This window comes from Kitasatospora sp. NPDC058444 (assembly GCF_042721415.1).
In the GTDB taxonomy this organism is placed as follows: Bacteria; Actinomycetota; Actinomycetes; order Streptomycetales; family Streptomycetaceae; genus Kitasatospora.
In genome coordinates this window covers 130522-149000 of record NZ_JBHXLL010000006.1, presented here as the reverse complement: position 1 = coordinate 149000, position 18479 = coordinate 130522, and the positions used below count along the sequence as shown (strand labels likewise).

Annotated in this window: 17 protein-coding genes; 7 read left to right on the top strand and 10 right to left on the bottom strand. The window is 73.2% G+C overall.

Annotated elements, in window-relative coordinates:
• Positions 1–14 precede the first annotated feature (14 nt).
• From ACFWP2_RS09810 to ACFWP2_RS09785, 6 genes are all read right to left on the bottom strand, one after another.
• Positions 15–1160, bottom strand: a complete 1146-nt coding sequence (locus ACFWP2_RS09810; RefSeq protein WP_380449789.1) for an acyl-CoA dehydrogenase family protein — start codon at positions 1158–1160, stop codon at positions 15–17.
• Entirely contained in the window at positions 1088–2722 is a 1635-nt protein-coding gene (locus ACFWP2_RS09805; protein ID WP_380449788.1) for an amino acid adenylation domain-containing protein, read from the bottom strand. Before ACFWP2_RS09805 ends, ACFWP2_RS09810 begins: the two co-directional genes overlap by 73 nt.
• Complete coding sequence (locus ACFWP2_RS09800) at positions 2712–2975, bottom strand: hypothetical protein (RefSeq protein WP_380449786.1); 264 nt, start codon at positions 2973–2975, stop codon at positions 2712–2714. The genes ACFWP2_RS09805 and ACFWP2_RS09800 overlap by 11 nt, the downstream gene beginning before the upstream one ends.
• Before the next feature lie 132 nt (positions 2976–3107).
• Positions 3108–4196 carry a 3-oxoacyl-ACP synthase III family protein gene (locus ACFWP2_RS09795; RefSeq protein ID WP_380449784.1) on the bottom strand — a complete coding sequence of 363 codons (1089 nt, stop codon included), beginning with the start codon at positions 4194–4196 and terminating at the stop codon, positions 3108–3110.
• Positions 4197–5523: 1327 nt separating this feature from the next.
• The gene (locus tag ACFWP2_RS09790) at positions 5524–6291 is read right to left on the bottom strand and encodes a class I SAM-dependent methyltransferase (RefSeq protein ID WP_380449783.1); all 768 of its coding nucleotides are present in this window, start codon (positions 6289–6291) and stop codon (positions 5524–5526) included.
• Positions 6292–6298: 7 nt separating this feature from the next.
• Positions 6299–6703, bottom strand: a complete 405-nt coding sequence (locus ACFWP2_RS09785; RefSeq protein ID WP_380449782.1) for a hypothetical protein — start codon at positions 6701–6703, stop codon at positions 6299–6301.
• A gap of 339 nt (positions 6704–7042) precedes the next feature.
• Here ACFWP2_RS09785 and ACFWP2_RS09780 point away from each other — a divergent pair, with 339 nt between their 5' ends.
• Positions 7043–7816 (top strand): class I SAM-dependent methyltransferase, encoded by a 774-nt coding sequence (locus tag ACFWP2_RS09780; protein WP_380449780.1) that lies wholly within the window; start codon positions 7043–7045, stop codon positions 7814–7816.
• Between the two features lie 217 nt (positions 7817–8033).
• Here ACFWP2_RS09780 and ACFWP2_RS09775 read toward each other — a convergent pair whose 3' ends face one another.
• From ACFWP2_RS09775 to ACFWP2_RS09760, 4 genes are all read right to left on the bottom strand, one after another.
• The gene (locus tag ACFWP2_RS09775) at positions 8034–9251 is read right to left on the bottom strand and encodes a glycosyltransferase (RefSeq protein WP_380449778.1); all 1218 of its coding nucleotides are present in this window, start codon (positions 9249–9251) and stop codon (positions 8034–8036) included.
• Positions 9248–10045, bottom strand: coding sequence for a MerR family transcriptional regulator (locus ACFWP2_RS09770; protein WP_380449777.1), 798 nt, complete (start codon positions 10043–10045; stop codon positions 9248–9250). The genes ACFWP2_RS09775 and ACFWP2_RS09770 overlap by 4 nt, the downstream gene beginning before the upstream one ends.
• A gap of 114 nt (positions 10046–10159) precedes the next feature.
• Complete coding sequence (locus tag ACFWP2_RS09765) at positions 10160–11284, bottom strand: DUF6745 domain-containing protein (protein WP_380449775.1); 1125 nt, start codon at positions 11282–11284, stop codon at positions 10160–10162.
• 129 nt (positions 11285–11413) lie between these two features.
• Entirely contained in the window at positions 11414–11740 is a 327-nt protein-coding gene (locus ACFWP2_RS09760; protein WP_380449774.1) for a hypothetical protein, read from the bottom strand.
• Positions 11741–11941: 201 nt separating this feature from the next.
• Here ACFWP2_RS09760 and ACFWP2_RS09755 point away from each other — a divergent pair, with 201 nt between their 5' ends.
• From ACFWP2_RS09755 to ACFWP2_RS09730, 6 genes are all read left to right on the top strand, one after another.
• Complete coding sequence (locus tag ACFWP2_RS09755; protein WP_380449772.1) at positions 11942–12919, top strand: STM4015 family protein; 978 nt, start codon at positions 11942–11944, stop codon at positions 12917–12919.
• 77 nt (positions 12920–12996) lie between these two features.
• The gene (locus ACFWP2_RS09750) at positions 12997–13932 is read left to right on the top strand and encodes an STM4015 family protein (RefSeq protein ID WP_380449771.1); all 936 of its coding nucleotides are present in this window, start codon (positions 12997–12999) and stop codon (positions 13930–13932) included.
• Between the two features lie 14 nt (positions 13933–13946).
• Positions 13947–15071: an STM4014 family protein gene (locus ACFWP2_RS09745; protein WP_380449769.1), complete on the top strand. Its 1125-nt coding sequence runs from the start codon at positions 13947–13949 to the stop codon at positions 15069–15071.
• Between the two features lie 71 nt (positions 15072–15142).
• Positions 15143–15988: an STM4013/SEN3800 family hydrolase gene (locus tag ACFWP2_RS09740; RefSeq protein WP_380449934.1), complete on the top strand. Its 846-nt coding sequence runs from the start codon at positions 15143–15145 to the stop codon at positions 15986–15988.
• Positions 15985–17319, top strand: coding sequence for an STM4012 family radical SAM protein (locus ACFWP2_RS09735; RefSeq protein ID WP_380449768.1), 1335 nt, complete (start codon positions 15985–15987; stop codon positions 17317–17319). Before ACFWP2_RS09740 ends, ACFWP2_RS09735 begins: the two co-directional genes overlap by 4 nt.
• 11 nt (positions 17320–17330) lie before the next feature.
• Positions 17331–18230 (top strand): STM4011 family radical SAM protein, encoded by a 900-nt coding sequence (locus tag ACFWP2_RS09730; protein ID WP_380449766.1) that lies wholly within the window; start codon positions 17331–17333, stop codon positions 18228–18230.
• Positions 18231–18479 lie beyond the last annotated feature (249 nt).

The window sequence follows — 18479 nt, the reverse complement described above, 5'->3', positions numbered from 1 at the left end:
TCGTCGGACGGGCCTCAGAGGCCCAGTTCGCGAGCGATGATGTTGTGCTGGATGTCGGACGTCCCCGAGTAGAGCAACGACCCGACGGCGTCCCTGAGCTGCCATGACTCGGCGTTGGCGGACAGGTAGCCCTTCGCCCCCTGAAGGCGCACGGCGTCGAGCGAGGACTGGACGTACGCCTCGGAGACGTACAGCTTGGCGACGGCCGCCTCCAGGGTGGCGTCCTTGCCCTCGTCCTTGAGCACGCCGATCCGCTGGACGAGTGCGCGCGCGGCGTCGAGCCGGACCTTCATCTCGGCGATGCGGTGGGAGACGGCCTGGAACTTCCCGATCGGCTCGCCGAACTGCTGCCGCCGGCGGGCGTGTTGGACGGCCTTCTCCACCTGGCGGCGCATCACGCCCAGGCATGCCGCCAGGATGGAGCCGCGCTCGTACTCCATGGCGCTCTCGAAGACCCAGCTTCCGCGACCGGGCCGCCCCAGCACGGCGCTGTCGGGCACCCAGCACTGCCGCAGGTCCACCCGGCCCATCGCCGCGGTGCGCAGCCCCATCTTGTCGAAGGCGGGGCTGCGTTCCAGGCCGGGGGTGTCGGCCTCCACGAGGAAGGCGGTGATCCCGAGCGGTCCGGCCTTTTCGTCGAGGGTGGCGTAGATGACGAGGAGGTCGGCCACCGGCGCACTGGTGATGTACGTCTTGGTGCCGTCGAGGAAGTAACCGCCGCCGTCGGCGGGTCGCGCGGTCGTCTTCATCGCGTAGACGTCCGAGCCCGCCTCCGGCTCGGTCGAGGCGTTGGCCCCGATCAGCGTTCCGTCGGCCAGCCCGGGCAGGTAGCGTTCCCGCTGCTCCTGGGTGCCGTACAGCACCAGTGGGACCATGGTGGTCCAGAGGTGGGCGTTGAGCGAGAACAGCAGGCCCTGGTCGTCGCTCCCGTAGCCGAGCCCCTCCATGACCGCGATCAGGTCGCTGAGCCGGGGCATCGACTCGCCCTCGTCCGGGATCGCCATCTTCAGCAGACCGAATTCGGCGCACAGCTTCCAGGCGGCCCGGTCGAAGACCCCGTCCCGGTTGCGGCCGGGGATGTCGTCGTTCAGACTCTCGCGGGCGAAGTCCGCAGCACGTTCGAAGAGTTCCCGCTGTCGCTCGTCGGTTCCGCTTGGCACAGGCCCTCCAGATGACGGTAGTCGGTCTTTCCCGTGGACGTGCGGGGCAGCTCCTCCAGGGCCTGGAACCCGTCGGGGAGCATGTACCGGGGCAGGTGGCCCTGGCAGTAGCGCTTCAGGTCCGGTGCCGACGGTGCCCCGGTGGGAGCGACGATGAACGCGGTGATGACGCGCTGGCCGTCGCTCTCGGTGCTGACCACGGCCGCGTCGCTCAGGTCCGGATGGGCCGCCAGGGCCTTCTCGATCTCGTCGAGCTCGATCCGGTAGCCGTGGCGCTTGACCATCCGGTCGCGCCGGCCCCGGAAGACGAAGACGCCCCCCTCCCGCCGGACGACGTCGCCGGTGTCGTACCAGAGGCGCCCGTCGGCGGTGGTGAAGTGCGACGCCGCCTGCACCGGCCGTCCGTCGCGCCAGTACCCCGGGAAGACCGAGGGGCCGGCGATCGCGAGGAACCCCTCCTCCCCGTCGACGGGGTTGTGGTCCTCGTCGACGAGCAGCGCGTCGCAGTGGGAGCACGGCGCACCGATGGGGTACGGGTCGTGGCGGTCGTCGGGGACCTCGTCGGGGACGGGGTGGTAGGTGCAGACGTTGGTCTCGGTGGGCCCGTAGAGGTTGAAGTAGTCGGGGCCCGGCCAGGTCTGCTTGATGCGGCGCAGTTTCGCCGGGGGGAAGGGCTCGCCCGCGAAGAGGACGAGCCGGAGGTCCGCGGGGGCCGGCGGGGCGGGTTCCATCGCACCGATCGCGCCGAGGATGGCCGGGGCCGAGTACCAGATGGTGATCCTGCGCGACGAGACGAATTTCGCGAGGTGGCGCGGGCTGGCCGCAAGGTCGGTGTCGATGAGGTGGACGCCGGCACCGTTGCGCAGCGCGGCGTAGACGTCGAAGACGGACAGGTCGAAGTGGAACGGCGCGTGGCCGGACAGCCGGTCGACTTCGGTGACGGCGAAGGCGGCCGAGGCCCATTCGACGAAGCTGACGGCGTTGCGGTGGGTGATGGCCACGCCCTTGGGGGTTCCGGTGGAGCCGGAGGTGTAGAGCAGGTAGGCCAGTCGGTCGGGATCGGGCTCGACCCGCGGGGCGTCCTCCTCGTCCGCCGCGAGGACATCGGCCCACACCGCGTGGGGCGTGTCGGACGGTTCCTGTGCGCCGGGGGCCAGCAGGACCGGCGTCAGGTGCGGTTGGGCGGCCGTCCGGTCGAGGCGCAGAAGGGCGTCCGGCGTGGTGAAGGCGACACGGACCGCACAGTCGGAGAGGATCTTGGCCGCGCGTTCGGCGGGGCCGTTCGCGTCGATGGGGACGTAGGCGGCGCCGGCGCGCAGCGTGCCGAGCATGACGGCGACCGTCTCGGGGGACTTGGGCAGCAGCAGGCCCACGCGGTCGCCCGGCCCCACGCCGTGGCGCGACAGGTACGCCGCGACCTTGGCGGACAGGCGGTGGAGCTCCCGGAAGGTGATGCCGCGTCCGTCGCTGCCGACGACGGCTTCGCCGTCCGGGAGGCGCTCGGCGGTGCGGTCGAGGTACTGGTCGAGGGAGTCCGGCGCTGCGGTCGGATCAGCCTTCATTACCGGCGCCCCCGACGCGCACCTCGACGTACTCGACGATGTGGGTGACGGTCTTGAAGTACTCGCGCGGGTGGCTGACGCCGACCTCGATGTCGAAGGTGGTCTCCAGGAACGTGACCAGCTTCATGATGCCTATGGAGTCCAGGACGCCGCTCTCCACGAGTTCGAGGTCGTCAGGCAGCGCGCTCGGGTCGGTGTCCTTGACGATGTTCGCCAGGATGTAGGCGTGGATGCTGTCGCGGATGTCGCTCACAGTGGTCTCCGTGTGTCGGTGTGTGCTGACGCTAGGGCGTGTTGGCGTGTTGGCGCGATGGCGTGTCGGGGTGTCGGGGTGTCCGTGCTGCCGCACCGGGGATGGCGCGGAGGTCAGAGGAGCCGCAGGGGGTCAGAGGCGCGGCGCGTTGAGGACTGTGGCCTGCTCCGGCTCGGGCGCGAGGGCCGTGTCGGACCAGCGGAACACCGCGGCTCCGGCCTCCGCCTGGCCGCCGAAGGTGTAGAGGACGGTCAGGTCCCCCGGCTTGATGAGGCCCTGCGAGGCGGCGGTGAAGGCGTTGAACGGCATCAGGACCGGCCCGATGTTCGCGACCCGCGGGAACGTGTCGACGACCCTCTCGGAGGCGACCTTGAGCGCGCGTGCGGAGAAGTCGGCGTGCCAGGCGGTCGGGGTGTTCACGATGAAGGCGGCCACGTCGTCCCGGGTGGCGCCGGCTGCCTCAAGGGCGCCGTCGACGGTCTTGAGAAGAAACGGTTCTGCGGTGTAGCGCAAGACGTGCGCGATCGACGGGTCCACCCGGAGACGGATACGCCGGCCGCCGGCCGTGGTGCCCGAACCGTCCTCGACCGTGTCCATCATCCAGGTGCCGCAGGTCTCGCTGGTGTTGAGCGTCTTGGCGCCCAGGAGCCCGAAGCCCTCCTCGACCTCGCCCACGACGATGGCCCCCGCGGCGTCGCCGCACAGCCGGAGGGTGACGTCGTCGGCGTCGATGGCCCTCGCCAGCATCGAGGTGGCCACGACCAGGACGCGCTTCTTCAGCCCCGAGCGGACCAGCGCGCACGCGGTCAGCAGCGCGGAGAGGGATCCCGAGCAGGTGGCCTCGACGTTGAAGGCGCCGCCTCCCGTTCCCAGTTCCTTCGCGAGGTAACCGGCGTCACCGGACCCCACCCGGTCGGGGAACATGGAGACCGCGATGAGCCCGTCGATGTCGCCCGGTTCGAGTCCCGCCGCGGTCAGCGCGCGGGTGGCCGCCTGCGCGCCGAGCGACAGGGAGGTCTCGCCCTGGGCCGCGACACGGCGTTCCACGCTCCCGAAGAAGGGGTCGTCGATGTAGGGCTGCATGGCCGCGTCGAAGTGGTTGCGAGGCGTGGGGCCCCCGCTGTCCCCCGAGGGCGTGGTGGGCGGAAGCCCCCACCAGTCGTTCGTTCGCAGGCCTTGGGGTAGGTACGTCGCCAGGGACAGGATCCCGACGGATGTCATGACCGAACCTTTCGTTGGACGACAAGGAGCGGGTGCGGTGGTGCTGCCGGCGAGGGGAGCGTGCGGAGCACGAGGAATCCGACGGCCGGCGCGTGCCGGAACGGGACACCCCCGTGGCCGTGCCGCCACGGGCCCCGAACCACCTCCGGCGGATCGGCCGCATGGCTCGACCGGAATTCCGCAGCCGTCGGCGGGCGCGGGTGCACCCGCCGACGAATGTTTCAAGGGGGAGGACCGGACAACCGGCGACCGGAATTGCAAACGGTACCCACGGGCGTCTCGCATGCAGGATACGGACCCCGCGCCGTGCTTACCGAGGAACTGGGCGGTCCGACCGCCGCGGGAATTCGTTCCGACTTTCCCGCGGTGATCGGGCTCCGCTTCGAAGATCCTTGCAGAAAAGCTCCGCGCGTTCAAGGCTCCCCAGTCGCCTACGAACGTAGGCACCTTCCGGTGTGACTCCTGTGCCTGAATTGGAGACCGGTGCACTCATGAGGCTCCACGAGGGGCGGAATACCGGAAAATACCGACCGCGCCGAAGTCCCACTTTTCGGACGTTTCCCGTCGAACAGTCCGACCACCCACCGATCGGCCTGCCGAAAGAAGCCGATCAATGGCCGGAATCAAAACTCCCCGGAAGAACCGGAACCGGCACGGTCGACTCCGATTGAAACCCGTGGAAAACGAGGAGCTGAAGTTACTCAGAACAACCCGAGGCATCTACTGGGGTGCGCGGGCAGCGTCAGCCAGGATCTCGGGAATGCGCTCGCCCAGCAGCCCCGCCTCTCGGGTAGCCCGTACACGGAGGTTGGTAGTGGAAGAGGTGTCCGTTGTGCAGCCAGGCGACCGCTTGCGGCTGCGGCTGCGGGTCGGGTGCCGGGGCGGGTGCCGGGGCGGGTGCCGGGGCGGGCAACGCCGGCAGCTCGATCACTTCGCCGGGCCTGGCGGTGGTGCTGATGGCCCGCCAGAAGCTCGCCGGCCTGCTTTCCCCACCGAGACCGTCCAGGTTGGCCAGGGCCGTCAGCACGGCGGGGTCCAGGGGGTTCTGCTGACGCGAGTACACCTGCCGGGCGAGGCGGAAGGCGGCGTCGGCGAGAGCGAGGCAGCCCCTGGACGGCTCCGGTGTCCGGCTCGCGGCGGCCAGTAGGTCGGTGACCGGGGCGCTGCCCAGGCCGTCGTGGGCGGCGTTCGGTCCTCCCCGCGAGCGCGGGGGTCAGCCAGTGGTTCAGGCCGCCATCGCGGTGTCCTGCTGGCTGGCCGGGGGCAGTCGGCCGAACCTCCCGGACTTCCCTCAGCTCTTCCACATCTGTGCAATGCGGGCACCGGATCAGTCGACCTGCTTGCGCGCCTCGATCAGGAAGCGCGCCGAATGGGCCACGAACGGGCCCTCGGCCCGGATCCGGGCGTCCAGTTCGCGCAGCCGGTCCCGGTAGGCGTCGACGGTGAAGCCCGGGACCATCCAGATCACCTTGCGGAGGAAGTACACCACCGCGCCGATGTCCCGGAACTCCATCCGCAGCCGCTCGGACCGCAGGTCCACCAAGTCCAACCCGGCCTCCCGGGCCTCGGCGCTCTCCCGTTCGGGGCGGCGGCCCTCGCGCGCCTCCGGCTGCGGCCCGAGGAAGTACTCGACCAGCTCGAAGGCCGACGCCGGGCCGACGTGTTGGGCGAAGTACGTGCCGCCGGGGCTCAGCACCCGGGCGATCTCCGTCCACCAGGCCCGTACCGGGTGCCGGCTGCTGACCAGGTCGAAGGCCCCGTCGGCGAACGGCAGCGGCGGCTCGTCGGGGTCGGCGACCACCACCGCGCCCAGCGGGTGCAGCAGGTGGGTGGCGCGGGCCACGTTGGGCGGCCACGACTCGGTGGCCGCGAGCACGGGCGGGCGCCCGCCCAGCCGCATGGCGCCCGCGAGCACCTCGCCGCCACCGGTCTGGATGTCCAGGGCCGCGGTCGCCGTGCCCAACCGACCGGCCAGCAGCCGCTGGTAGCCCCAGGAGGGCCGTTCCTCGGTGGCCCGGCCCTCCAGCCAGGAGAAGTCCCAGCCGTCCACGGACACGGCCTCGGCCTCGGCGATCAGCTCTTCGAAGGTGCGCATGTGCGCATCATCGCGGCGACGATGCCGTCCGGCCAGCGGATTTCCCGTTCGGGTCGTCCGCGGGTCGAGGAGCCGGCAGGTGCCGGAGAACGGTGCCGACCCGTACCTCCACGCCCCCGGCGGCGATCAGCCCGCTCACCGGCTCCGCGCCACCGCCGTCCGCCTCGAAGGCGACCAGCACGCCCGGTTCCTCCCCGCACTGCCGCTCCACCAGCCACCGCTCCTCGGGCGTGGGCGGGCGGAAGACCGGGTCCTGGAAGGAGCCCGGACAGCGGACGTACAGCGGGTCGGCGAAGACCAGCTCCAAGCCGTGGTGGTAGCCGAGGTCGTACCCGGCCGCCAACCGCAGCTCGCCGGGACGCCAGGACCACACGTCCCAGTCCCACCAGCTTCCCGCCGGCAGCGTGATCACTCCGGCGACCGGCCCGGCCGGCCCCTGCCGGTCGCCGCTGTCCCTGCTGTCCCTGCTGTCCCTGCTGTCGCCGCCGCGTAGCGGAGGGGCCCCGTCACGGCGTGGCGACGGGCTGTCCGACCGGTCGTCATCGTCCGGCGTCCATGCCATCTGCCCGCCCTCCCCGTGGCCGCGAAAACCGGTACCCCGCGCCGGTGCGCCCGGGCGAGGATAGCGCCGTGACGGACGGACCGGTCATCGCGTTCCGCTCGACGCCCCGCCCTGCCTTGCCCCCGCCCCGCCGTGCCGCGCTTCGCCCGCCCGATGCCCCCGCCGACGTCCTGTGGAGAGCCCGACGCCATGACCCAGTCCTCCCTCGGCCACTTCTACGACGCGTTCGCCGACGACTACCACCTCCTTTACACCGACTGGAACTCCTCGATCGCCCGCCAGGGCGCCGCGCTGGACGCCCTGATCCGCGCGGACCTCGGTGACCGCCCGGCCGAGGTGCTGGACTGCGCCTGCGGCATCGGCACCCAGGCCCTCGGCCTGGCCGCGCTCGGCCACCGCGTCACCGGCACCGACCTCAGCCGGGTCTCCGCCGCCCGCGCCACCGCCGAGGCCGCCGAGCGCGGCCTCCGACTGCCCACCGCCGCCGCCGACATGCGGGAACTCCCCTTCCCGGACGGGTGGTTCGATGTCGTCATCTGCGCCGACAACGCGCTGCCCCACCTCCTCACGGCCGAGGACGTGCGCGCCGCGCTCGGTGAGCTACGGCGGGTCCTGCGCCCGGGCGGACTGCTGCTGGTCACCACCCGTCCGTACGACGAGCTGCGCCGCACCCGGCCCGCCTCCACGCCGCCGCAGACCGCCGAGCACGGCGGCCGGCGGTCGGTCGTCTTTCAGCTCTGGAAGTGGCACGAGGACGGTGAGCGGTACGACCTGGAGCTATTCCGGCTCCTGGCGGTCGACGCCGGCCAGTGGCAGGTCGCCGTCGACCGCGCCACCTACTGGGCGCTCACCCAGGACCAGTTGAGTGGCTTCGCCGCCGAGGCGGGCCTGGTCGGCATCCGCTGGGAGCAGCCCGTCGACACCGGCTTCTTCCAGCCCGTCCTGATCGCCCGGGCGTCCTGACCTCCCGAGGGGCCCGGCACGGTTTCCCGCGATCACCGCCTCTACTCTCCGCTCGTCCCACCACCTCCTCACTCCCCGACCGGATCGCCATGACCGCTCGGAGCACGAGTGGCATCCTGGCCATCCATGCCGCGGCCTCGGGCCCCGTCTCACCGCCGTGGTGCCCGACCGGCCGGAGCACGCCCCCTGACCCGAGCCCCGCAGCGCTCCGCCTTCCCTACCCGCCCAAGGCCACCACCGCCTCCGCGACCCGGGCCGCGCCGTCCTCCCCCGCCATCGCGCGGGCCGCCTCCCGCGCCCGCTCCCTCAGCCGCTGGTCCTCGACGGCCTGACGGATGGCCTGCGCCATCCGGTCGGCGGTCAGGTCGGCGAACCGCACCGGAGTGGTGGCGGCACCGAGCCGGGTGAGCCGGCCGGCCCAGAACGGCTGGTCCGCCGTCACCGGGACCGGGACGCTCGGCACGCCCGCGCGCAGTGCCGCGGCCGACGTACCCGCGCCCGCGTGGTGCACGACGGCCGCCATGTGAGGGAACAGCAGGGCGTGCGGGAGTTCGCCGACGGTCAGCACGTCGTCGCCCTCCCCCGTGATCCCGGCCCAGCCGGCCTGCACCACGCCCCGGACGCCCGCCCGGCGCAGGGCCTCCACCGCGAGGGTGCTCAGCCGCTCGCCCTGCCCCGCGGCCATGCTGCCGAAGCCGATGAACACCGGCGGCGGCCCCTCCCGCAGGAAGTCCTCGACCCCGGCCGGGAGACGGTGGTCGTCCGGCACGTACGGCCACCAGTTGCCGACCACCCGCAGGCCCTGCCGCCAGTCGGCCAGCCGCGGTACGACGGTCGGGCTGAAGCCGTGCAGCACCGGCCAGTGCGCCCGCTCCACGGCCCGCCGACGCGCGGTCTGGGAGAGCGCCGGGAGGCCGAGCCGCAACCTCATCCGGCGTGCGGCCCCGGCGTGCAGCCGGTCGACGACCCGCTGGCCGAGCGTCCCCGCTGCCCGGTTGCCCCAGCTCCCCAACGAGCGACCGCCCCCGACGACCGGAGGGAACTCCCGTGTCGGCAGCGTGGGTTGCAGGTAGACCCCCAGGCTGGGGACGTCCATCGCCTCCGCGAGGTGCCAGCCCAGCGGCGCGGTGGTGGTGCTCAGCAGGAGCAGATCGGCTCCGGGTTCGGCCGCCTCCACGAGCCCGTCGCCCAGGCGTCCGATGAACGCCGCGGCCCGCGCGAGCAGTTCGGAGTGCCCGCCCGTCGACGCGGTGCCCGCCCCGCGTGGATCGACCGGGAGCGGCCGGAAGTCGAGGCCGCTGCCGGCCACCAGCTCGCGGAAGGCCTCGGGCGCCGCGAGCGCGACCTCGTGCCCCGCACCGCGCAGGTGCGCCCCGAGCCCGGTGTAGGGGGCGACGTCGCCGTGCGATCCGGCGGCAATGACGAGGATCCTCATCGGGCCGCCCTGCCGCGGTCGTTCCCGTCGCGCTGCCCGGCGTTGGCGCCGATGGCCGCACGGAGGTAGCCGGCCAGGCCCGGGCGCTGCTCGGCCGGCGGGACGACCAGGGCGAAGGCGCGGGCGTCCGCCTCGTAGTCGTCGGCGATCCGGCAGTGCATCTCCGGCGGGCAGGGTGTGAACCACCGGGTGATGTGCTGCCGGTGCTGCTCCGCGAGGTCCAGCACCGTCGGGTCGTCGACCGGCAGCCCCGCGTCGAAGGCCTCCAGCAGTCGGCCGCGCCATTCGGCGGCCTCCGCCATCAGCTGCCGCCAGTCCTCCTTGGAGTGGGTGGCGGCGCGGGCCAGGGCCTCCTGGTGGCTGTCCCGCTCGCCCCACTTGAGGTGGGCGTCGGCCGCGTAGCTGAGGTCGAAGACCACGTCCCCGAAGACCTCGAAGCGTTCCTCCGGTGTCAGATCGACCCCGGTGCGCTGGACCTCGATGGCCCGTTCGGCGACGTCGACCAGCTTCTGCAGGCGGGCGATCTGCCCGGTGAGGGCCTGTCGCCTCGCCAGCAGGTGGTCGAGCGCGTTGGCCTGCGGGTCCGCCAGGATGTCCGCGATCTCGTCGAGCGGGAATCCGAGCTCCCGGTAGAAGAGGATCTGCTGGAGCCTGGCGAGGTCCGCGCCGTTGTAGAGCCGGTAGCCGGCCGGGCTGCGCTCACTGGGTGAGAGCAGCCCGGACCGGTCATAGTAGTGCAGGGTCCGGATCGTGACCCCGGCGAAGCCGGAGACCTGGCCCACCGTCCAGCTCATGCGTCCCTCCGATCATCCGTTCGTCCGCTGCGCCCCACCGTGCGGCCTGACGTGGGGTAAGGGTCAACACGCGCAGCTCAGGGGCCTGCTCCGGATGCCTGGAGGCACCTGGGCTCAGGTCTCGCGCTGCGGGTGGTAGGCGCTCTCGGGTATGCCGAAGGTCCAGGCGACCCCGGCGCGCGCGGTGCGGGTGCTCGGGGGGACGCGCAGCCAGTAGGTGCGGTGGGTGCCGTCCGGCTCGGGGGTGGAGTTGACCACCTCGACCATCACCACCGGCTCGTCGTCGGGCAGGACGATCCGCCAGAGCACCCCGGTCTCGTCCCGGTGGATGGGCTCGGCCCCGGAGTCGGCCAGGTACCGCTCGTAGCCGTAGTGCTCCAGCAGGACCCGGCGCAGTTCGGCGTTCTCCTCGGTGCGGATCCGCTCGACGGTCACCTCGGTCAGGCCGGCCAGGAACTCGGGCGGGACGGGCATGCCGCGCCAGGCGTACAGGGCGAAGCCGTCGGCGTACTCCAGGGCGGGCCCGTCCGCCCGGTCGAGCCGTCCGGCCTCGTCGCGGTGAAGGGCGGCCGGCCGCTCGCTGAGCAGGGCCACGTCCCGGTAGGGCCACCACCAGCCGGCCTCCCGGGCCAGTTCGGCGAGCGGTGCGACGGCGTCGGCGCTCGCCCCGGCGGACTCGAAGGCGGCGAACCACGGCGCGTCGTGCTGGCCGCGCACGGCGTCCAGCAGGGCGAGCCGGACGCTGGTGCGGCGGTCCCGTGCCTCCTCGGCCACGGCGACGTCGGCCTCCTGGTCGGCCTCGGGGGCGAGCCGGTCGAGCACGGCGTTGCGCAGTCGGTCGGCGAGCGGGGTGGTGACCGGCCCGAGCTCGCCGCCGGTGAGCGCCCAGTGGCCCGCCCACCCGGCGGTGCCGAGCTGCTCGACGGCCCCTCGCCGGGCCTGTTCCCACGGCCGGGTGCGCACGGCCTCCCGCACACTCTCCGCGCCGGAGGCCCGCAGCTCCAGAGCCGCCTCGGTCGCGGCGAGCGGCGAGCCGAACCAGCGGACGGCCGCGGGCTCGGGCAGTCCGGCCGCCCGGTAGGCGGCCCGGACGGCGTGCTCGGCCGCCGCCCTGTCGCCCGGCCCGGTGGCCGCCGCGGCCGCCCGCCAACGGGCCGTCGCCTCGGCCGGCCCGGGCAGCACCCGCGCCTGTGCCTGCGCCCGGTCGCCGTGGACCGCGTCGTGGATCACCGTCTCCATCCCTGCTCCGTTCCCGGCCGGGCTCCCACCCGGCCGTCCGTTCCCGTTCCCGTTCCGTGCCCCGGCCCGTCCGCACCGTGCCGTGCCATGCCCTCACCCGCCGCCCCCGTACGGCCGGCGGAGCGGTCGTCAGTCCGCGACCACCCGCACCGCGCCGGGCACGTACTCGCGTTGGCGGATCACCCGGTACCAGCTCTTGGGCAGCGGTATCGCCGCGTGCTCCTCGTGCACCACCCGACCGCCCTCGGGCAGGTGCAGCCAGCCCGCGCCGAACGGCCCGGTCTCGCGGCGCAGCTCGCCGGGGCCGACCACGGCGTGCGCGTGCCCGGTGACCTCACCGAGCGCCAGCACCATCCGGCCCCGGGCGTCCCGGGGCTGCACGGCCAGCTCGGCCACCCGCGGCGGCACCCCGCTCTCCTCGACCGGCACGATCAGCACATCACCCTGGCGGTACATCAGTCCTCCCTCGCCGTACGGCCGGACCCCGACGGACGCCGGAATCCACGGCTCCGCCGCGTCCGCCGCGGTCACTCTCCGGAGCCAGGACCCGAACATAGAGCAAGGGTCTGACAACGCGCCCGGGCGGCGACCCGGGCACCGGATTGTCAGTCCCGGCTGGTAGACAGTTGTTCGGCCCAGACCCCAGAGGAGCAGCGCATGACTGTCAACGACCACATCGAGCGGTTCCACGGTCTTCCCGTCTTCGACTTCGTGGCAGCCCTGGAGGAGGCCGAGGAGCAGGGCGGATCCGGTGCCGCCCGGCTGCCGGAGGCGGACGCGGCCGCCTGGAGGATCCGGATCGACTACGAGTCCGAGGCGACGTTCGTCGAGCGCTGGGAGCAGTTCCTCGGCGCCGTCGACACCGCGCGGGTCACCGCCCTGGTGATCGGCCAGTGGGCGCCGGAGGAGCCGGAGAGCTTCCACGAACCGATGGAGGCGATCCTCGCCGCCGCCGACCGGCTGCCCGCCCTGCGCGCGCTGTTCGTCGGCGACATCACCTACGAGGAGTGCGAGATCTCCTGGATCCAGCAGTGCGACATCACGCCGCTGGTGAAGGCCTTCCCGCAGTTGGCCGAGCTGGTGGTGCGCGGCGCGTCGCAGGACTGGGACGGCAAGGGCGGCCTGGCCCTGGAGCCGCTGCGGCACGAGGCGCTCAAGGCGCTGCGCTTCGAGGCCGGCGGTCTGCCGGGCTCGGTCGTGCGTTCGGTGGCCGGCTGCGACTTCCCGGCCCTGGAGCGGCTGGATCTCTGGCTGGGGGTGGACAACTACGGCGGCGACGCGACGATGGCCGACCTCGCGCCGTTCCTGGACGGCACCCGCTTCCCCGCGCTGCGCCATCTCGGCCTCCAGAACAGCGAGTTCCAGGACGACATCGCGGCCGCCGTGGCGCACGCGCCCGTCGTCGCCCGGCTGGAGTCGCTCAGCCTCTCCATGGGCGTGCTGACCGATCAGGGCGCCACCGCCCTGCTGGAGGGCCAGCCGCTCACCCACCTGCGCTCCCTCGACCTCCACCACCACTACCTCACCGAGGAGATGCAGCAGCGCCTGCGCCAGGCCCTGACCGGGGTCGAGGTCGACCTCTCCGAGCCCGGCAAGCCCGACGACCAGTGGCGCTACGTGGCCGTGGCCGAGTAACCGTCACCACCCGCACCCGCCCGACCGCCCATCCGTCCGCCCGCCCTGTCCGACCACTCGACCCACCAGGATCCGCCATGGCCGTCTCCCGCCACATCGAACGCTTCCACGAGCTGCCGATCCACGAGTTCACGCCCGACGACGCCCGGCCTCTGCCCGCCGCGGGCAGCGTCGCCTGGCGGCTGTCCCTCGAGTACGGCTCCCAGCAGGACTTCGTCCAGCTCTGGCGGTCCTTCCTGGAGAAGGTCGACCCGTCCGGCGTCCGCGCCGTGGTGATCGGCCCCTGGTGGCAGGACGGCTACACCTCCGTGCGCCCCGCGATCGAGGCCATCACCGCCGAGGCCCGGCGCCTGCCCGCCCTGGAGGCGCTGTTCCTCGGCGAGGTGACCTTCGACGAGTGCGAGATCTCCTGGCTGGAGATGGACGACGTCACCCCCTTGCTGAACGCCTTCCCCGGGCTGAGGTCGCTGGCCGTGCGCGGCGGCACGGACCTCGCCCTGGAGCCGGTGCGGCACGACCGGCTGACCAGCCTGCGCTTCGAGTCCGGCGGCCTTCCGGCCACCGTGGTGCGCGCGGTGGCCGGCTCCGAACTGCCCGCGCTGGAGCGGCTGAACCTCTGGCTCGGCGTGGACGAGTACGGCGGTGACGCGGGGATCGACGACCTGGCTCCGTTCCTGGACGGTTCCCGGCTGCCGGGGCTGCGCCACCTCGGGCTGGCCAACAGCGAGATCCAGGACGAGATCGCCGCCGCCGTCGCCCACGCCCCGGTGGTGGCCCGGCTGGAGTCGCTCGACCTCTCCATGGGCGTGCTCTCCGACGAGGGCGCCACCGCCCTGCTGGAGGGCCAGCCGCTCACCCACCTGCGCTCCCTCGACCTGCACCACCACTACCTGAGCGACGCGATGCAGGAACGTCTGCGCGAGGCCCTGCCCGGGGTCGAGATCGACCTCAGTGACGCCGAGGCGGACGAGATGGACGACGAGGACGACCGCTACGTCTCGGTCGCCGAGTAGGCGGCGCGGAGGCGATGACTGTGCGACTGACCGTCCTCGGCAACCCGGGGCACCGACGGGTGACGCTGTTCGCGGCCGCCGCCCGGGCCGCCGGGCTGCCCGAGCCCGCCGTCCTGCCCTGGCTGGACGTGCTGCGCGGCCGGTACCGGCTGCCCGAGGGCGGGCTACTGCGCATCGAGTCGCCCGGCGAGGAGCCGGAGGTCGATCGGCTGCTGCGCGGCCCGGCGCTCGGCCCCGGCTACGCGCCGACCAGGGTCGAGGGCACGGCCGTCTGGTACACGGGGGTCATGGCCGCGCTGCGCGGGCTGGCCACCCGGCCCGGCGTACGGCTGCTCGGCGATCCGGAGGAGATCGCCGTGATGTTCGACAAGCGCCGGGCGCACGCGCGGCTCACCGCGGCGGGGGTGCCGGTGCCCAGGGCGCTCGGCGGCGAGGTCACCGGCTGGGAACACCTGCGCGAGCGCCTCGCCGAGGCCGGCCTGCACCGGGTCTTCGTCAAGCCTGCGCACGGCTCCTCCGCCTCCGGGGTGATGGCCCTGGAGTTCGGGCCGCGCGGGCAGTTGCAGGCCACCACCTCGGTGGAGCTCGCCGACGGCGGCCTGCACAACTCGCTACGGGTGCGCCGCTACCGAACCGAGCGGGAGGTCGCCGCGATCGTCGACGGCCTGGCGCCGGACGGGCTGCACGTCGAACAGTGGATCCCGAAGGCCTCGCAGGCGGGGCGCTCGGCGGACCTACGGGTCGTGGTGGTCGCCGGCCGGGCCACCCACGCTGTGGTGCGCACCAGCGCCCAGCCGATGACCAACCTGCACCTCGGCGGCACCCGGGGCAGCATCGAGCAGGTCCGGGAGGCCGCCGGCCCGGGCTGGCCGGCCCTGCTGGAGACGGCCGAGCGCGCGGCGGCCTGCTTCCCCGGCTCGCCGATGGTCGGCGTCGACGTGCTGCCCACGGCCGGCTGGCGGCGCGCCCTGGTCGGCGAGGTGAACGCCTTCGGCGACCTACTCCCCAACCTCACCGGCTTGCCCGGCGGCCCCGCCGAGGGCCTCGACACCTACGGCGCCCAGCTGGCCGCGCTCACCGCCCCCTCCCCGTCGTCGCCCGCGACGACGGACCACCAGATCACGGAACCCGCCCGATGAACCACCTGACCACCGCCACCGCCTCCGCCCTGGCTCCCGCTCCCGCTCCCGCTCCTGCTCCTGCTCCCAACATGAACGCCGTCGTCGGCAGCCACGACCTGCTGCTCGTCACGCTCGACACGCTCCGCTTCGACGTCGCCGAGGAACTGGCCGCCGCCGGCCGCATCCCGAACCTCGCCGCCGTCCTCCCCGGCGGCCGCTGGGAGCGCCGGCACGCGCCCGGCAGCTTCACCTACGCCTCCCACCAGGCGATCCTGGCCGGCTTCCTGCCGACCCCGGCCTCCCCGGACGGCCCGCACCCGCGCCTGTTCGCGGCCCGCTTCGCCGGCTCCGAGAGCACCGCCTCGCGCACCTGGGTCTTCGACGCCCTCGACCTGCCGACGGCCCTGGCCGCAGCCGGGTACCGCACGGTGTGCATCGGCGGCGTCGGGTTCTTCAACAAGCAGGGCCCGCTGGGCTCGGTGCTCCCCGGCCTCTTCCAGGAGAGCCACTGGGCAACCGAGTTGGGCGTGGCTTCGCCGACGTCCTTCGAGGAGCAGGTCGCCCGGGCCGAGCGGGTCGCCGCCGAACAGCCCGCCGACCAGCCGCTGTTCCTCTTCCTGAACGTCTCGGCGCTGCACCAGCCGAACTGGTTCCACCTGCCCGGCGCCACCCGCGAGCACGGGGACTCGCGGGCCAGCCACGCCGCCGCCCTGGAGTACGTGGACGCGCACATCGGCCGGCTGTTCGCCGCGATGAGCGCCCGCCGCCCCTGCTTCGCGATCGTCTGCTCCGACCACGGCACCGCCTACGGCGAGGACGGCTACACCGGGCACCGGATCGGCCACGAGGTGGTCTGGACGGTCCCGTACGCCCACTTCACCCTCCCCGCCCGATCGACGACGGGCACCACCGCGACCTCCGAGGAGCGCGCATGACCACCGCACCCCCGCGCCCGGACTCGCCGTACCAGTCATACGTCTACGCGTACCCGCACAAGACGGCCTACCTTCCGCTGCCCGAACGTCCGCCGCTGCGCGAGCTGTGGGCCGACGAGGCGCAGCACGCGCTCTCGCTCTACCTGCACATCCCGTTCTGCGAGGTCCGCTGCGGCTTCTGCAACCTGTTCACCCGGATCGGCAGCCCGGACGGCCTGACCACGGCCTACCTGGACGCCCTGGAGCGGCAGGCCACGGCGGTGCGCGCGGCGCTGGACGACGGGGCCGGGTTCGCGCTGGCCGCGTTCGGCGGCGGCACCCCCACCTATCTGACGGCCGGTGAGCTGGAGCGGCTGTGCGACATCGCCGAACGGCGGATGGGCGCCGACCTGCGGGCGATACCGCTCTCGGTGGAGGCCTCGCCCGCCACCGCGACCGCCGACCGGCTGGAGGTGCTGGCCGCCCGGGGCACCACCCGGCTGAGCCTGGGTGTGCAGTCCTTCGACGACGCCGAGGCGCGCTCCGCCGTCCGCCCGCAGAAGCGGGCCGAGGTGGAGGCCGCCCTCGGCCGGATCCGCGCGGCCGGGTTCCCGGTGCTCAACATCGACCTCATCTACGGCATCGACGGCCAGACCGAGGCGAGCTGGCTCCGCTCGCTGGACACCGCGCTCGCCTGGCAGCCCGAGGAGCTGTACCTCTACCCGCTGTACGTCCGCCCGCTGACCGGCCTGGCCCGGCGCGGGGAGCAGGAGAGCGGCTCCGCCTGGGACGCCCGGCGGCTCGCGCTCTACCGGGCCGGCCGCGACCACCTGCTCGCCCACGGCTACCAGCAGGTGTCGCTGCGGATGTTCCGCCGTGCCGCCTCCCCGCAGGCCGGGGCGAGCGAGTACGCCTGCCAGACCGACGGCATGGTCGGCCTGGGCTGCGGCGCCCGCTCCTACACCTCCCGGCTGCACTACTCCTTCGACTACGCGGTGAACGCCACCCAGGTGCGCGGCATCATCGACGACTACGTCGCCACCGAGGACTTCCACCGTGCCGAGGTGGGGCACTGGATGGGCGGGGCGGAGCCGCGCCGGCGGCACCTGGTGCAGTCGCTGCTCCAGGCCGATGGCATGCCGCTGGCGGACTACCGTGCCCGGTTCGGCAGTTCACCTGTCGAGGACTTCCCGGCGGAGCTGGCGGAGTTCGCCGAGCGCGGCTGGCTCGCCGAGGAGGACGCGGCGTTCCTGCGGCTGAGCCCGGAGGGGCTGGCGCACTCGGACGCCGTCGGGCCGATGCTGTTCTCGCCCGAGGTCCGGGCCCTGATGGCGGCGTACGAGGCGAAATGACCTTCCTCGGCATGCCCTCCGCCTCCCCGCCGTCGGAGGACGGCACGCGGGACCTCACCCTGCTCTACCGCGGTCCGCTCTCCTCCTGCGACTACGACTGCCCGTACTGCCCGTTCGCCAAGCGGCGCGACAGCCCGGGGCAACTGCGGGCCGACCGGGCCGCGTTGGAGCGCTTCACCGGCTGGGCCGCCGGGCGCGCGGGCACCGGCGACACCCTGTCGCTGCTGTTCACCCCCTGGGGCGAGGGGCTGGTGCGGTCCTGGTACCGCCGCGCGCTGGTCGAGCTGAGCCGTCTGCCGCACGTCCGCCGCGTCGCGATCCAGACCAACCTCAGCTGCCGCACGGGCTGGCTCGCCGAGGCGGACCTCGACACCCTCGCCCTCTGGGTCACCTTCCACCCCGGCCAGGTCACCCGCGACCGCTTCCTCGCCAAGTGCCGCGAGCTGGACGCGCTCGGTGTTCGCTACAGCGTGGGCGTCGTCGGCCAGCCCGAGCACCTCGACGAGGCCCGCCGGCTGCGCGCCGAACTCGCCGAGGACGTCTACCTGTGGGTCAACGCCGCCGAGGGGCTCGGCTACACCGACGCGGAGGCCGCCCGGTGGGCCGCCCTCGACCCGCACTTCGGCTACAGCCGGTACGCCCATCCCAGCGCCGGGCTGCCCTGCCGCACCGGAGAGTCCGTGCTGTCGGTGGACGGTGACGGCACCGTCCGCCGCTGCCACTTCGTCCGGGACGTCCTCGGCAACCTCTACGACGGCAGCTACCACACCCAACTACGGTCGCGTGCCTGCCCGTTGCCGGTCTGCGACTGCCACATCGGCTACGTCCACCTGGAGACCCTGCCGCTGTACGAGCTGTTCGGTGCGGGAGTACTGGAACGCGTGCCGCACGGCTGGCCGCAGAGCCGGTGATAAATCGGTTGCGATCCGGCCACTCTGCGTGAAAGCGTACGAACAACCGCGCAGGACCAGCAGGTTCGGAAAGGAGGCCCGCAGATGATCAGTGGCATACGGCTCGCCGTCGTGCCGGGCCTCGTGCTCGGTGACATCCCGGCTCGCGCTTCGACGCGTGAGCCGCACCCGGCCTGACGCCCGCGCCCGCCTCCCGGCTGCGCCACGGCCCGACGCGCCCGCTGCTCGCCTCCTCGTCGAAGTGCTCTT

Bases quoted from the DNA above. Each gene is read 5' to 3' on its own strand.
- ACFWP2_RS09790 (WP_380449783.1), bottom strand. From the start codon at position 6,291: ATGCGCACCTTCGAAGAGCTGATCGCCGAGGCCGAGGCCGTGTCCGTG.
- ACFWP2_RS09735 (WP_380449768.1), top strand. From the start codon at position 15,985: ATGACCACCGCACCCCCGCGCCCGGACTCGCCGTACCAGTCATACGTC.
- ACFWP2_RS09795 (WP_380449784.1), bottom strand. From the start codon at position 4,196: ATGACATCCGTCGGGATCCTGTCCCTGGCGACGTACCTACCCCAAGGC.
- ACFWP2_RS09745 (WP_380449769.1), top strand. From the start codon at position 13,947: ATGACTGTGCGACTGACCGTCCTCGGCAACCCGGGGCACCGACGGGTG.
- ACFWP2_RS09740 (WP_380449934.1), top strand. From the start codon at position 15,143: ATGAACGCCGTCGTCGGCAGCCACGACCTGCTGCTCGTCACGCTCGAC.
- ACFWP2_RS09780 (WP_380449780.1), top strand. From the start codon at position 7,043: ATGACCCAGTCCTCCCTCGGCCACTTCTACGACGCGTTCGCCGACGAC.
- ACFWP2_RS09755 (WP_380449772.1), top strand. From the start codon at position 11,942: ATGACTGTCAACGACCACATCGAGCGGTTCCACGGTCTTCCCGTCTTC.
- ACFWP2_RS09750 (WP_380449771.1), top strand. From the start codon at position 12,997: ATGGCCGTCTCCCGCCACATCGAACGCTTCCACGAGCTGCCGATCCAC.
- ACFWP2_RS09730 (WP_380449766.1), top strand. From the start codon at position 17,331: ATGCCCTCCGCCTCCCCGCCGTCGGAGGACGGCACGCGGGACCTCACC.
- ACFWP2_RS09770 (WP_380449777.1), bottom strand. From the start codon at position 10,045: ATGAGCTGGACGGTGGGCCAGGTCTCCGGCTTCGCCGGGGTCACGATC.
- ACFWP2_RS09775 (WP_380449778.1), bottom strand. From the start codon at position 9,251: ATGAGGATCCTCGTCATTGCCGCCGGATCGCACGGCGACGTCGCCCCC.
- ACFWP2_RS09760 (WP_380449774.1), bottom strand. From the start codon at position 11,740: ATGTACCGCCAGGGTGATGTGCTGATCGTGCCGGTCGAGGAGAGCGGG.
- ACFWP2_RS09765 (WP_380449775.1), bottom strand. From the start codon at position 11,284: ATGGAGACGGTGATCCACGACGCGGTCCACGGCGACCGGGCGCAGGCA.
- ACFWP2_RS09805 (WP_380449788.1), bottom strand. From the start codon at position 2,722: ATGAAGGCTGATCCGACCGCAGCGCCGGACTCCCTCGACCAGTACCTC.